At 39.2% G+C, this 12898-nt stretch carries 15 protein-coding genes; 4 read left to right on the top strand and 11 right to left on the bottom strand.

Going from position 1 to position 12898, the window contains the following annotated elements:
- Positions 1-4: 4 nt before the first annotated feature.
- The 7 genes from H6G68_RS19160 to acs form a co-directional block, all read right to left on the bottom strand.
- Entirely contained in the window at positions 5-1171 is a 1167-nt protein-coding gene (locus H6G68_RS19160; RefSeq protein ID WP_190908064.1) for a baeRF7 domain-containing protein, read from the bottom strand.
- 257 nt (positions 1172-1428) lie between these two features.
- Positions 1429-2085: a DUF1361 domain-containing protein gene (locus tag H6G68_RS19155; RefSeq protein ID WP_190908063.1), complete on the bottom strand. Its 657-nt coding sequence runs from the start codon at positions 2083-2085 to the stop codon at positions 1429-1431.
- Positions 2086-2143: 58 nt separating this feature from the next.
- Positions 2144-2623, bottom strand: a complete 480-nt coding sequence (locus H6G68_RS19150) for a hypothetical protein (RefSeq protein ID WP_190908062.1) — start codon at positions 2621-2623, stop codon at positions 2144-2146.
- A gap of 131 nt (positions 2624-2754) precedes the next feature.
- Complete coding sequence (locus H6G68_RS19145; protein ID WP_190908061.1) at positions 2755-3519, bottom strand: energy-coupling factor ABC transporter ATP-binding protein; 765 nt, start codon at positions 3517-3519, stop codon at positions 2755-2757.
- Positions 3520-3633: 114 nt separating this feature from the next.
- Entirely contained in the window at positions 3634-4284 is a 651-nt protein-coding gene (locus H6G68_RS19140) for an energy-coupling factor transporter transmembrane component T family protein (RefSeq protein WP_190908060.1), read from the bottom strand.
- Positions 4277-5200: an energy-coupling factor ABC transporter permease gene (locus H6G68_RS19135; protein WP_190908059.1), complete on the bottom strand. Its 924-nt coding sequence runs from the start codon at positions 5198-5200 to the stop codon at positions 4277-4279. Before H6G68_RS19135 ends, H6G68_RS19140 begins: the two co-directional genes overlap by 8 nt.
- A gap of 316 nt (positions 5201-5516) precedes the next feature.
- A complete protein-coding gene (gene acs / locus H6G68_RS19130) occupies positions 5517-7487 on the bottom strand; it encodes an acetate--CoA ligase (RefSeq protein WP_190908058.1) in 1971 nt (656 codons plus the stop codon).
- Between the two features lie 452 nt (positions 7488-7939).
- Between acs and H6G68_RS19125 the strand changes: the two genes are divergently transcribed.
- From H6G68_RS19125 to H6G68_RS19115, 3 genes are all read left to right on the top strand, one after another.
- The gene (locus tag H6G68_RS19125) at positions 7940-8632 is read left to right on the top strand and encodes a hypothetical protein (RefSeq protein ID WP_190908057.1); all 693 of its coding nucleotides are present in this window, start codon (positions 7940-7942) and stop codon (positions 8630-8632) included.
- Positions 8633-8698: 66 nt separating this feature from the next.
- The gene (locus tag H6G68_RS19120; RefSeq protein ID WP_190908056.1) at positions 8699-9118 is read left to right on the top strand and encodes a hypothetical protein; all 420 of its coding nucleotides are present in this window, start codon (positions 8699-8701) and stop codon (positions 9116-9118) included.
- 199 nt (positions 9119-9317) lie between these two features.
- Positions 9318-9659 (top strand): hypothetical protein, encoded by a 342-nt coding sequence (locus H6G68_RS19115; protein ID WP_190908055.1) that lies wholly within the window; start codon positions 9318-9320, stop codon positions 9657-9659.
- A gap of 71 nt (positions 9660-9730) precedes the next feature.
- Here the strand turns inward: H6G68_RS19115 and H6G68_RS19110 are convergent, their stop codons facing one another.
- The 3 genes from H6G68_RS19110 to H6G68_RS19100 form a co-directional block, all read right to left on the bottom strand.
- Entirely contained in the window at positions 9731-9943 is a 213-nt protein-coding gene (locus H6G68_RS19110) for a DUF5131 family protein (protein WP_242045321.1), read from the bottom strand.
- A 61-nt stretch (positions 9944-10004) separates the two neighbouring features.
- Positions 10005-10370 carry a class I SAM-dependent methyltransferase gene (locus H6G68_RS19105; RefSeq protein WP_190908054.1) on the bottom strand — a complete coding sequence of 122 codons (366 nt, stop codon included), beginning with the start codon at positions 10368-10370 and terminating at the stop codon, positions 10005-10007.
- Positions 10371-10617: 247 nt separating this feature from the next.
- The gene (locus tag H6G68_RS19100; protein WP_190908053.1) at positions 10618-11046 is read right to left on the bottom strand and encodes a hypothetical protein; all 429 of its coding nucleotides are present in this window, start codon (positions 11044-11046) and stop codon (positions 10618-10620) included.
- A gap of 251 nt (positions 11047-11297) precedes the next feature.
- Here H6G68_RS19100 and H6G68_RS19095 point away from each other — a divergent pair, with 251 nt between their 5' ends.
- Positions 11298-12044, top strand: coding sequence for a TerC family protein (locus tag H6G68_RS19095; RefSeq protein WP_190908052.1), 747 nt, complete (start codon positions 11298-11300; stop codon positions 12042-12044).
- A 176-nt stretch (positions 12045-12220) separates the two neighbouring features.
- On the opposite strand, the gene ndk is transcribed toward H6G68_RS19095, so the two are convergent.
- Positions 12221-12670 carry a nucleoside-diphosphate kinase gene (gene ndk / locus H6G68_RS19090; RefSeq protein ID WP_190908051.1) on the bottom strand — a complete coding sequence of 150 codons (450 nt, stop codon included), beginning with the start codon at positions 12668-12670 and terminating at the stop codon, positions 12221-12223.
- Positions 12671-12898: the final 228 nt, after the last annotated feature.

The raw sequence follows: 12898 nt of genomic DNA, 5'->3' as shown, positions 1-12898 counted from the left end.
ACAATTAATATCTGAAAATTGCCGCCACCGTTGCCCCATTTGGCATTTCGTCAGATTCAAGAGTGTAAACTCTGCCACCATTTAACAGCGTGTGAACAGCAGCAAAATCTAACATATCCTCATCATCGGGTTCTGCTTCCGTGTGTAAATCCACAGTTGTTGTTTCTGAATCAAATTTACCCCATTTCTGCTCACCTACCGATACAAACAAAGAATCAACTCTTTGATAGTAAGCCGCTGGAATAATTTCTTTGATATCACTAGATGCCTTTCCATTACCTTCACCAGCAAATTGTTGATAAAGTTCTATTGCTGCTTTTTTATTTTCTTGAAATGAAGGTGCAACAATTTTCCAAGCTTCATTATGTAATTGTCCTAAATTGATAATTTCTGGATTACCAGTAATACTTTCTTCTAACAAATGAGGATAAGTATTTGCTTCTTGGTAAATAGGGAATAGATATTCCACTCCTGCTAATACTAAAGGTGCTTTTTCTTCCCTTAATTTCTCATGTAATGCGCCATCAATAGCGTAACAAAATTGGAGAATATCTTCTTCATGCTTCTCTCTATCTGGGCTACCTTGTCCATGAACTGAACCTGGATGTTCAGCAGCAGCTGTTGCTCCTCTTGGTGTACCAATTCTGTGCTGTACACCTTTTTGTAACTCATCTTCCAGGAGAGTTTCTGCTAGAAGATGTGGCAGATTTTCTACTTGGACTTCATTGAGGCTATAACCTGTACCTTCAAAAAATTTCACATCTTTTTGACTCAAAGCCAAAAGATAAAATCTACCATCGTTGTTGATTAAATGCAGTAATGGTTTGAGGTGAAATTGCTCGCCAACAACTACTAATTCTGGAAATTCAATTGGCAAACAATAGTAACGAAATAATTTTTGGGAAAGAAAAATTACCAATCCCTGATCTTGGTGTTCCCAGAAATCACCTCTATCCAGTTCCATAGCTGGTTGGAGAAGATTTAACGCCTCTGTGTGGCGTATCCCTATCGCATCTAAACGTTCCTCGGCTTCCCGAACTAAATTTTTGAAGCGAATGGGATTTTGTCGAATCTCTGGCCCGGCTTTGTGCATAGGCATATACAGAGATACACATGGGGGTTCGGGATTTGCAACTAAATTTTTGAGTTCATCAATAGACAATAGTATCATATTATGATTTACTCCACGTCAATAAATTTGAATAATCTAGATTTATTCAACCTCTGTCGTGGTATCGCTGCATCTTTCTTTTGATAAGAAATTACATTGTCATATTCCTTTCTTTAGATAGAATCGTCATGATTCGTAATTCTACCCATTCAAACACATCCTGTTTAGAAATTCTATGCTTGCTGTGTAAAAATAAAGTTTCTCCTTACTTGAATGACGTTGGCGTGCCTACTCTAGGCACGATGATGAATTAGTGATTATTCAGCCTTGGGGACGTGAGGATGAGTTGGTTGTGAATTGACACCTTTATTCATAAAACCCAAAGTTACTCGTTTCATTAACCAGTACAAACCCCAAAGAACCACAAAAGTGATAGTAATAATTACCAAGGGCTGTTTACCGAAAAGCTCCTCAACACCTTTAGTCAGTATGGCATCTGGTTGTGTAATAAAATCCCAACTGTTGAAACGTAAGAACCGTCCCCAATAAATACCAACTGCACAAAGAGCATGAGTAATTAACTCAACACCAAAAATCCATTTACTTTTGCCAATGCGGTGCAAATAGTAACCCAAATTTATGAGGGAGATTACATAAGCTTCAAATCCACCAAGAATTACTAACAGATAAACAGGTATGAGTACTAATGTAATTATCCAAATTGATGGAATCCTGCGGATATCATCTATTAAGTGAATTACATCAGTCAACAAATAAGGTGCATTCGGCAAAAAAGCATAGAAAGCTAGAAATCCCAGCCACCAAACCCAAGAGCGGCCGCGTTTGCTGCGAAACAGCCAAATACTCAAAGCCAACGGGATAAAAGCCAGAAACAAATTCCAAGTCATCCAACGTATATTGATTTGTAATACTTGGGTCACTCTGGCTGTTAATTCAATTAATTCTGCTTTCATACGTAATAGGTTTTATTAATTTAGTATGATTTGGTTAAATTAACTATCCCTGCCTCCTTTATTGAGGTTGACTACAATACTCATTCAGCTGATTCCCGAATGTATCAGATTGTTTACCAGCCGTTTTTGCTGCTGCTGTCAGTGATGAGTCAATATCTTTTCTGGCCTTTTGGATTTTTTCCCTACCAGCAGATGAGGCTTCTGCTGTCTTAGCTGCACCTAGAGCCTTAGCTGCTGTGGAAATTCCTTGACTGAGGTTATCAAAAACCTTTACGAAACTGCTTTGAAACTCTTTCAATTTGGGATCTGTTAACCGTAATTCCCCAATAGATTTAGTAACATTTTGTAAATCTTTGGACAGTTGCAAGCTAGTTGTCACCTGTTTCCCTTTATTCGTATCAATCAAAGATGTACCTTGATTGACAGCTTTAATCAATCGTTGACACTGGGAAACTTTACTCTCACTACAACCAGTCACCAACAAAGCAATACTTAGACTAACAGGAGCAATAATAGTATACTTACGTAAAATAAACATTAATTTCCCAACAGCAGTAAAATCCCATTAATCCTAGCCAATAATTTAGCAATTGTGGTGCAATTAAGCCCACAAATTCGTAATTCGAGTTAATTACGAATTACGAATTACGAATTACGAATTATTATGAATTACCAGTCTACCGGCAAACCTAACTGATCTAAGGTTTTGCCATCTTGCAAAAGTGGTTGAATATGGCTGTCTATTTGAATTTGACCAGCAGAGAGGACTAAAGCACGTTGAGTAACTCTACCTAACCAATGTAGGTCATGGGAGGCAATTAATATTACTTGCACTGGCAATTTTAATAATACTTGGGCTAAATGCCTTCTCCATGCTGGATCAAGTCCGGTGGTTGGCTCGTCTAGAATGAGAATTGATGGCTCTAAGGCTAATATGGTGGCTAGAGCGGCTAAACGTCGTTGTCCTCCTGATAGTTCATGGGCGGAACGGTGAGCATAGGCTTCTAGACCAAAATCAGCTAATAATTGCAGTGCTTTATCAATTGCTATTGCTGGTGAGACACCGTAGTTGCGTGGACCGAAGGTAACATCTTCTAAGATGGTGGGCATAAATAATTGGTCGTTGGCATCTTGGAAGGTAAAACCGATTTGCTTCCGTATTTGGGGTAAGGTGCGTGGTTCTACGAGAGTGCCGTTGATGAAAATTGCACCACTTTGAGGATGTTTTAAGCCGATGAGGTTTTCTAGGAGCGTGCTTTTACCTGAGCCGGTTGCACCCATTAAGGCAACGCGATCGCCTGCATTCAAGCTAAAGGAAATTTCTTTTAATACTGGTTCCTGGTGGGAATAGGTATACACCAGGTTTTTCACCTCAATCACAGCATTGTGACGGTGAGAGATGGAAGTTTGGGGATTAGATGTTAAAGATGTCAAAATTCACCACTCAAATATAAATGGTCATTGGTCATTGGTCATTGGTCATTGGTCATTTGCATTCTGACTTGTGAGTTTTGACCTGTGACTTTTGGGGGTTAACAGCTAGTACAGCTAAAAGTAGGAATTGAAGGTTATACAAGTAGCAGTTATTCCTACTGTTATTAGTGTAAAACGTTCTTTTGGTCTGAGGGTGGAATCTATGGGTAATTGCCCGTTATAACCACGGGCTATCATGGCGCTGTAAACTCGTTCTGCTCTTTCTAAAGTGCGGAGATACAAAGCCCCAATCATAGAGGCACTAGCATAGCGTAGCCATCCCCCAGCACCATTCAAACCCCGTAATTGGGCGCTACGTTGCATTCGCGCTACTTCTGCCAGCAAAATTTCTAAGTATTGTCCAGCCAAAAGTAAATTTTGCTTTAATGGGGCTGGCACGGGTAAGCCTTTGAGGGCGATACCGAAACTATGGGGCGGTAAAGTTAACAAAAAACTATTCATGGTAACTAAACAAATTAGGGAACGCACGAGCAAAAAACTAGCTCGTTCCCATCCCAAGGGTAAAGCTACCAATGACAGAAAAATTAATTCTGTACCTAGTAACCCGCCTAATTTGCGAATGGGGACACGCAATAGCCACGCCCACAAAAGTGCGATCGCTCCATACACAACTAAGTTAGACCAAGCATAATGCTTTAATAAAGCGGCTCCGATCACAATTACTAAGGACAGTTGCAAGCGTAAAGGTAAGGAAATTTTAAGCATTCTTTGGTTTCATGACTTTGGCAATTCCAAAAGCTACTACAAAGCAAGCTGTTGCTCCCACTAACCCAGCGATACTAGTACCGATTTGTCCTAAACCTTGAATTTCATAGTCAGCTAAGGGTGTGGGGACAATTACTCGCACATTCTCAGCTAAGTTGATAAAGCCGATATTTTCTGCAACTTTTTCTAAACCATCAGGCCAGGCTGAGGCAAATAAAGATAGCACACCGGCAATGAGAAAAATGCTGATAATGGGTACTAACCACCCACGAAACTTCTGCTCCTCTCCTGGTAATAAATCTGGTCTGGCTGTGGCTAGGTAAGTCAGCACACTGCCAGTAATCAAACCTTCACCAATGCCTATCAAAATATGTACACCAGTCATGGTGGGTAAAACTATGCTGACTGGTGCTGTTCCAGAAAGGGCTAATTCAATTGCACAAGCTACAGCGGCGACTACGACACTAACACCGGCAGCAATACCAGCAGCTAGGGGTAAACGCCCCTTGGAACCCCCAAATAGTCTTTGTAAGGTTTGGGTTAATATCCAACCTGTCCACACTCCCACTACTCCCATATTCAAAATATTTGCACCCAAAGCCGTAATGCCACCATCTGCAAATAGTACCGCTTGAATAATTAAAACTGTGGCTATGCACAACATTCCTGCCCAAGGACTACCCAAGATGATTGCGGCTAAGGTTCCTCCTAATAAATGTCCGCTGGTTCCCCCAGCTACGGGAAAATTGATCATTTGGGCGGCAAAGATAAAGGCGGTGGTTAACCCCAGTATGGGAGCGCGACGAATTCCAAAAGCTTCTTCCGATCGCCCAAAAGCAATAAACAAAGCTGCCGCACTCGCTAAACTAGTTGCTCCTGCAACTGGTACAGAAATAAATCCATCAGGTATATGCATATTTTGCCCTTTATTTTTATGTTTTTCTTCACACCAATGCAAGCAATTTAATTACGGCATCAATTTAATAACAAACTATAAATTTCCTTTTTTTACAATGCCATATTGGGGGATTTTTAGCTGCTACTTAGGAAGGATTTATAATAAAAAATACGTCAAATATTATACTTATTTTTTATATAATTAATTTTTGTCAATTTATCTTGCTGGAATGTTTATAAAACTTGAATAAACAATTTAAAATTCAAAATTGAAAAGAAAACGCAAAGACGCAAAGTATTTTTTAGCGTCTTTGCGTGAAACTGTCCTAAATTAATTAATTTCCTTCCCGTAACTTATCTAAAACAGTGCGGTCTTCCAAAGTAGAAGTATCACCAGACACTTCCTGACCAGCGGCCAAATTTCTTAATAAACGCCGCATAATTTTACCAGAACGGGTTTTAGGTAAAGCATCAGTAAACCTGATTTCACCAGGACGTGCGATCGCACCAATTTCACTAACAACGTGCTTTTTCAGTTCCTTACTTAGTTCTTCACTGGCTTGATAAGTTCCCTCTAAAGTCACAAAAGCCACAACTTCCTCACCCTTTAACTCATCGGGTTTACCCACCACCGCAGCTTCTGCAACCGCAGGGTGAGATACCAATGCAGATTCTACTTCCATTGTTCCCAGGCGGTGTCCAGATACATTCAGCACGTCGTCCACACGCCCCATTACCCAGAAATAACCGTCTTCATCTTTTCTGGCTCCATCACCAGCAAAGTACGTATAATTACCATCTTTGGGCGGAATATGTTCCCAATAAGTACGGCGGAAGCGTTCTGGATCACCGTAAACATTCCGCATCATTCCCGGCCAAGGATGACGAACTGCTAAATATCCACCTTCGTTTTCAGGGACAGAATTACCATCTAAATCGACGATATCTGCAATAATTCCAGGGAAAGGACGAGTTGCAGAACCGGGTTTGGTGGAAATTGCACCAGGTAGGGGTGTAATCATAATCCCACCGGTTTCGGTTTGCCACCAAGTATCAACAATCGGACAGCGTTCACCACCAATGATTTTATGATACCACATCCAAGCTTCGGGGTTAATGGGTTCACCGACAGTCCCCAGTAAACGCAAAGAAGATAGATTCCGCGCCTTGGGTAAATGTTCACCCATTTTAATAAACGCCCGAATTGCTGTAGGTGCTGTATAAAAAATATTAACACCGTATTTTTCAATTACATCCCAGAAGCAACCAGGATTAGACGCACGCGGCGCACCTTCATACATGACAGTGGTTGCACCGTTGGAAAGAGGCCCGTAAACAATATAGCTATGTCCAGTAATCCAACCTACATCAGCGGTACACCAATATACATCTGTGTCTTGTAAATCAAATATCCATTTGGTGGTGATGTGGGTGTATAAGTTATATCCTCCAGTTGTATGCACAACGCCCTTCGGTTTACCAGTACTACCAGAAGTGTAAAGGACAAACAGCATATCTTCGCTGTCCATTGGTTCAGCAGGACAATCAGCGGAAATGCCTTTTTGTAAATCGTGCCACCAGTGGTCGCGCCCTGGTTCCATGTGTGTGTTTTGACCTGTGCGCTGTACGACTAGCACATTTGTCACGCTGGGAACAACGTTATTATCTAAGGCTTTATCTACTTGTTCTTTGAGAGGAACGATGGCATCTTTACGCCAACCACCATCAGCTGTGATGACTAGTTTAGCCTCAGCATCATTCAAGCGATCGCGCAAAGCTTCGGCACTAAATCCCCCAAAAACTACGCTGTGTGGTGCGCCAATTCTAGCACAGGCTAACATAGCAATAGCCGCTTCCGGTATCATTGGCATATAAATACCGATGCGATCGCCTTTTTTTGCCCCCAACTGTTTCAGCACATTGGCAAATTGACAAACTTCCCGATGTAGTTGAGCATAAGTAAGAGTGCGGGAATCTCCCGGTTCTCCTTCCCAAATCAACGCTGCTTTATTTTTGCGCCAAGTCGTGAGATGTCTGTCAAGACAGTTGTAAGAAATATTAATTTTCCCATTGACAAACCACTTGGCAAAAGGCGGTTGCCAGTCTAGCACCTTGTCCCATTTTTGGAACCAGTGCAACTCAGTTTCTGCTAATTCTGCCCAGAATTTCTGAGGATCAGCTTTAGCTTGATCATAGAGAAGCTGATAGTCTTCTAAGCTTTTGATATGAGCTTTTTGCGAAAATTCACTCTGAGGATGGAAGAGGCGCTTTTCTTGTAAGATGGATTCTATAGTCGGCTGAGACATGGTAATCTATGCAAACGATATTGTGACTGAAAACTATTTTTAACGGAGTTGTGTCAAATAGTGTTGAGATTTTCGTTAAGCTGGGTAAAAGTCTCCAAGTTACTTAGTTTACACCAATCGCAATTAAGCCAGGATGTGCAGTTAACGGCAGATTAAAGCTGAAAAAAAATATTAAGTGTAATTTAGCAAATCCCAAATTACACCTTTTGTAGCTTGCGAAAAGGTAAGATAACAGTGTATCCCTAAGTTAATAGGTATTTTACACCAATTGACTGGGTTGAAACCTGTATTCTCATATAAATAAAACTTTGTCAATAGGAAGACTTGGGAGAGATTGGAAATGGAATCTTTTTGTTAACCAAAATTTAATCACTCACCCATGATTCAGATCATTCTCAGAAAAGGTATAAATTCTTAAGAAAATTTTTAGTTACTGAAAAGTAGGGCGTAGTTTGCAAGCAAAAGAGATAAAGGATAAACTAAAGTCACTGACCGAGCAAGCCTCTTTGATAGATCCTCAATTAGCGAAAAGACTAAATGAGATTAATCGTTGGGTTAAATTTATTCGGCCTGGTTCCCTGACTGCTAAACCATTTGTCCTTGCCTTTCTCCTAGAAGTAATTACGGATTCTAAAATTTGGCTAATCATTCAATCCTTACCTTCAGAAGCAGCACGGAAAGCAAAATTCGACCAAATGACACCAAATGAGAGGTATTGGTATAGCTACCTTTTTCCTAGGTGGATAAACTCCACAGATTCCAAATTTTATATTTGGAAGAAAAAAATCATGTCGGGAGAGTTTAATCAGTTTGATGGTGATATTATTAAATTAATAGCTCAAGATATTGTTCGTCGTGAAGGGAGTTTTTGGCAGCGCTATATTGCCGACCTTTCTATGGCAACAGACTTAATAGTCAGTAATCATCAACAAAAACCACTTTGTATTCAAGTTACTAGTGTTAGTGAAGAATTTCATCGCCAAAAGTATGAGAAGTGGCAAAATGCACTGCAATTGTGGGAAATAGAAAGAGGATTGTTCTTAAGTTACAATCCCGGAGAAATTGATTTTATCAATCAGTTAGTAAATGTGGCGCTGTATAACAGTGATCATCTTGCTGAAGGAAAGTATCTGAATTTTTCCTGATATCAAATTTTTGATATCTAATACCTACGTCTTAGCCCACATTTTTATTTGCTTACAACAGCATTTATGGTTAACCAACAAGAAATGAACAGCATTACTCAAGTAGATGAATTTGCTGAAATTTTAGCAGCAGCCCGCAGAATGCAGCAAGACTGGCTAGAATATGGGCTAAATTTTGTTCATCTGTATGTTGAAGATGTAGAAGGAGATTGGCTAGAAACTTGGGGAGATGATGAAATATCTAATTCTTTATTCGATTCTATTAAGGAATTTCTAGTTAGTAATGATGATGTAGCAGTGAAGATTAGGTATCGTTTGGGAGACAAGCCACTGTTTGATTTAGCAGTAAATTTAGAAGAATGTCTGAGGATTTCTAGAGAAGATGAAAGAACATCTGCTGTGAGAGATATTTTAGCTGATAATTTTGATATTTATGATATTGATTTACTTGATTTAGCAACTAGTTTGTTGGATAAATTGTTGTAATATTAATATTACAGCAGATTTTAGGAGTCAGGAATCAGGAGTCAGGAGTCAGGAGTCAGGAGTCAGGAGTCAGGAGTCAGGAGTCAGGAGTCAGGAGTCAGGAGTCAGGAGTCAGGAGTCAGAAGAACTTTCACTTCTGCTATCCTGATTCTCATCATAAGTATGAAGCACATTAATTTTTGGAGTTACATCTAAAATTATGTCTGAATCAGTGCAGTATATAACTAATACCCAAGGAGATAGAGTTGGTGTGTTGTTAAATTTGGAAACTTACCAACAGCTAACCAATCTATCAGCAGATACTGAATTATTGATTGGTTTAAGTTTGGATGAATTACAAGCTTTATCAGAAACTTCTTTGTCTTCTAAAAGTCAAATTCAGTTAGATAAGTTATTAATGAAAAATTCTGAAAATCAATTATCTAATGAAGAAAGTGAAACTTTAGACAAATTACTGGCACAGGTTGACCAATTGAATATTATTAAAACCAGAGCTAGATATACTTTAAACCAACTTCAGGAAAAATCTAAGGTAGCGTGAGTGTTTATATTTTTGTTGAATTACAAGAAAAAAAAGATTATATTTGTAAGTTTCTTGGTTTGCTTACTTTTTTATTTCAGAGCCAATGCAGATACTTTATTTTTACTATCTGCTGATTTTGGAAATTCATCCCATGTTCTTCCATCGAGTTCTCTACCAAATTTTTTCTTTTGAACTCCTCCCCATTGTTTAAAGAAAAATGGCACATTCGCTTCAATACATTGTTCTCTAATATCTCGTACCCATTCAATATTCAAATGCTTTATCAAATCTTTGATAATCATAAATCTTATATGATAATCCCTCACCTATTAAACTACAGTTAATATTGAGTTTTTGGTTACGTTATTTATCTTCTTCAGTAAAAAAGCATCTTAATGTAACACGCTCTTCAAATTCAAATATTTTGACTAATTTAAGAGCTATAAGAGGTGAACCATCAGTATCTAAAAAATCAGTTTTATATCTGTTCCAAAAATCTGATTTACCTATAAAGTCCTCAATGCCAATTCCTTCATAATATTTACCTTTTCCTCCAAAACCATCAACATAGTTAAGATACTTTGATTGGAAGGGTTTGCTACCACCTAAGTTATAACAGAAAGCTTGTATATACCTGAGCATGATCCGATGTTTGGCAGCCGTCCATGTTCTTTTCCGATTGAAATATTCTGGTTCGTCATCAAATAAAGATAGTTGTTTTACAGACATTGCTAACCCCCAATAACTAAATAAAACATTTAATGGCTATATTCTAGATTAGCAAATGCCAGCAAAATTTGTAAAAAATATAACAATTCACAACAAGGTTTAATTTTTAGTAGAAAAATTTGTCTAATTTTACCTGTTCGAGAAAAAAATTAAGTATTGTAGGGTGCGTATGGCTTCACCATTCAAGCTATAGGATGAAATCTGTAACGCACCTTACAAATTGGAGATTTTTTTGAATTAAAAGTCTCTAAGGAACAAGAACACTCCTGAGTTCTTGCACGTGTTGTTTATAGACAAACCAAGTTTGAACATTGTCAATGTTCTGTTCACATGGGAGTGGTTTTTCAAATGTAACTTCCCAATAGTCGGAGAGGCGTTCGGTGTTACCTTGAGGACGAGTCGGCGCGTTTTGAATCTGTCTTCTAATAGAAGTCACGAAAAATTTATCATTTCGTTTAACTGGGCATTTTTCGTCAGATGTTATGTCTTTTGATTGTTTAAACCAGTTTTCTCGCAGCTTGAAACTAGTACCAGAAACAGCATTAACTCTTAAAATACGGATTACAGGAGTAGTTTGAGAAGAAACGGTATCGGGATTCACAATACCAACTCCACACACTATGGACAGAAATACGAGTAATTGTTGAGAGCGCAATCTAATGTTACTAATTTCCATCTTGATTTGTCTGAGTGTTTAGTTTTACGTTAGATGTTAATAACACCATTTTTGCATAAATTACGTTTCTAGTTCTATAGCCAGTAAGTGCAGTATTTTTTTATACAGAAATCAATGATTTCGATGGATGTACTACCTTCAGAATGTGCCATAAATACGTTAAAATAGATAAACGTAGCAGTTTATTGCCTGTTCTATATTAAATTAGCTATTCCTGTTAAGTTTAAATTTTCACTGTTTGAGAAATTGGAATGTTAGACCAAATTTTTAATTACCTGAACTTTCATTTCAGTGTAGAAGCCTCTATAGTCCTGTTAATCTTGGTATTCTTAGAGGCGGTGTTATCGGCTGATAATGCGATCGCTCTGGCGGCAATTGCCCAAGGACTAGAAGACAAAAAACTAGAACGTCAAGCGCTAAACATTGGTTTAGTCTTCGCTTATGTACTCCGAATTACCTTATTGCTGACAGCTACTTGGGTACAAAAATTCTGGCAATTTGAATTATTGGGTGCTGCTTACCTATTGTGGCTAGTATTCCAACACTTTACATCACAAGAAGACGAGGAAAATCATCATCACGGACCACGGTTTAATTCTCTGTGGCAGGCTATACCAGTGATTGCCTTTACAGATTTGGCGTTTTCCTTAGATAGTGTGACAACAGCGATCGCAGTATCTCAAGAAATGTGGTTGGTAATTACCGGAACCACAATTGGTATTGTCACCCTCAGATTTATGGCCGGATTATTTATCCGCTGGTTAGATGAATATGAAAATTTAGAAGATGCTGGCTATATCACTGTCGCATTTGTGGGTTTACGGTTGTTGTTGAGAGTCATCAATGATGATTTAGTCCCACCACAATGGATCATGATTAGTGCGATCGCCATTATTTTAGCTTGGGGATTTTCCAAACGCACTGCCATACCTGCTTCCAACGAAGTCATCTCATTACCCGCAGAGGCCAAGGAGCCAGAAAAGAGCGAAGTTGTATAAGAGGCAGAGGGGCAGGGGGCAGGGGGCAGGGGGCAGGGTGTAGGGTGTAAGGGGCAGGGGGCAGGGTGCAGGGAGAAAAAGGGTTTTACTCTACTGAATTGCTGATCAAATCAAACAAACTCTCCGCGTCTCCGCGTCTCCTACTCCCCGCGTCACCCCATCTCCCCAATCCCTAATTACTCATGCAACCAAGGAGTTAAGTGAGGTTGCCAAGTTACTAATTCTTCATCCTTGAACCACAGCGCAATTTCCTTTTGTGCCGTTTCTGGAGCATCAGAACCGTGGATCAGGTTGCGACCAACATTAATCCCCAAATCGCCGCGAATCGTTCCGGGTTCGGCGTTTAAAGGGTTTGTGGCACCAATGATTTTTCTGGCAGAAGCAATAACACCATCACCTTCCCAGACCATAGCGACAACGGGGCCAGAAGTGATAAATTCTACTAAACCAGGAAAAAATGGTCTTTCCCGGTGAACATCGTAGTGTTGTTCAGCTAATTCTCGGCTGACTTTCTGAAATTTCAAGCCAATGAGGGTAAAGCCTTTAGTTTCAAACCGACCAATAATCTCACTGACTAGTCCGCGCTGTACACCATCAGGCTTGATTGCTAAAAATGTGCGTTCCAAAGCTATCTCCCAAAACTTAATAAAGTTTTTATGCGTTAATTGTCAGTTGTTTAGATGTCTTTTGTCTAGTAGTGCCAGAAAATTCCGATTTTGACTCTAATAGAATTCAGGAGTTAAGCAGTTTATCAGTTCAGGATTTCTTCAGTTGATCATCAACACAGAAGCCGCCCAAATTCCTTAAAATTTAATGATTTGGCAAAAATCACATTCGCTGCTGTTGTTCGTTCA

This window comes from Anabaena catenula FACHB-362 (assembly GCF_014698735.1).
GTDB classification, from domain to species: Bacteria; Cyanobacteriota; Cyanobacteriia; order Cyanobacteriales; family Nostocaceae; genus Anabaena; species Anabaena variabilis_A.
The sequence above is the reverse complement of the archived record's forward strand: the minus strand, read 5'-3'. Positions and strand labels throughout refer to the sequence as shown.

Coding starts and splice junctions, on each gene's coding strand:
- H6G68_RS19120 (WP_190908056.1), top strand. CDS start 8,699: ATGGTTAACCAACAAGAAATGAACAGCATTACTCAAGTAGATGAATTT.
- acs (WP_190908058.1), bottom strand. CDS start 7,487: ATGTCTCAGCCGACTATAGAATCCATCTTACAAGAAAAGCGCCTCTTC.
- H6G68_RS19160 (WP_190908064.1), bottom strand. CDS start 1,171: ATGATACTATTGTCTATTGATGAACTCAAAAATTTAGTTGCAAATCCC.
- H6G68_RS19110 (WP_242045321.1), bottom strand. CDS start 9,943: ATGATTATCAAAGATTTGATAAAGCATTTGAATATTGAATGGGTACGA.
- H6G68_RS19135 (WP_190908059.1), bottom strand. CDS start 5,200: ATGCATATACCTGATGGATTTATTTCTGTACCAGTTGCAGGAGCAACT.
- H6G68_RS19105 (WP_190908054.1), bottom strand. CDS start 10,370: ATGTCTGTAAAACAACTATCTTTATTTGATGACGAACCAGAATATTTC.
- H6G68_RS19150 (WP_190908062.1), bottom strand. CDS start 2,623: ATGTTTATTTTACGTAAGTATACTATTATTGCTCCTGTTAGTCTAAGT.
- H6G68_RS19100 (WP_190908053.1), bottom strand. CDS start 11,046: ATGGAAATTAGTAACATTAGATTGCGCTCTCAACAATTACTCGTATTT.
- H6G68_RS19115 (WP_190908055.1), top strand. CDS start 9,318: ATGTCTGAATCAGTGCAGTATATAACTAATACCCAAGGAGATAGAGTT.
- H6G68_RS19095 (WP_190908052.1), top strand. CDS start 11,298: ATGTTAGACCAAATTTTTAATTACCTGAACTTTCATTTCAGTGTAGAA.
- H6G68_RS19140 (WP_190908060.1), bottom strand. CDS start 4,284: ATGCTTAAAATTTCCTTACCTTTACGCTTGCAACTGTCCTTAGTAATT.
- H6G68_RS19155 (WP_190908063.1), bottom strand. CDS start 2,085: ATGAAAGCAGAATTAATTGAATTAACAGCCAGAGTGACCCAAGTATTA.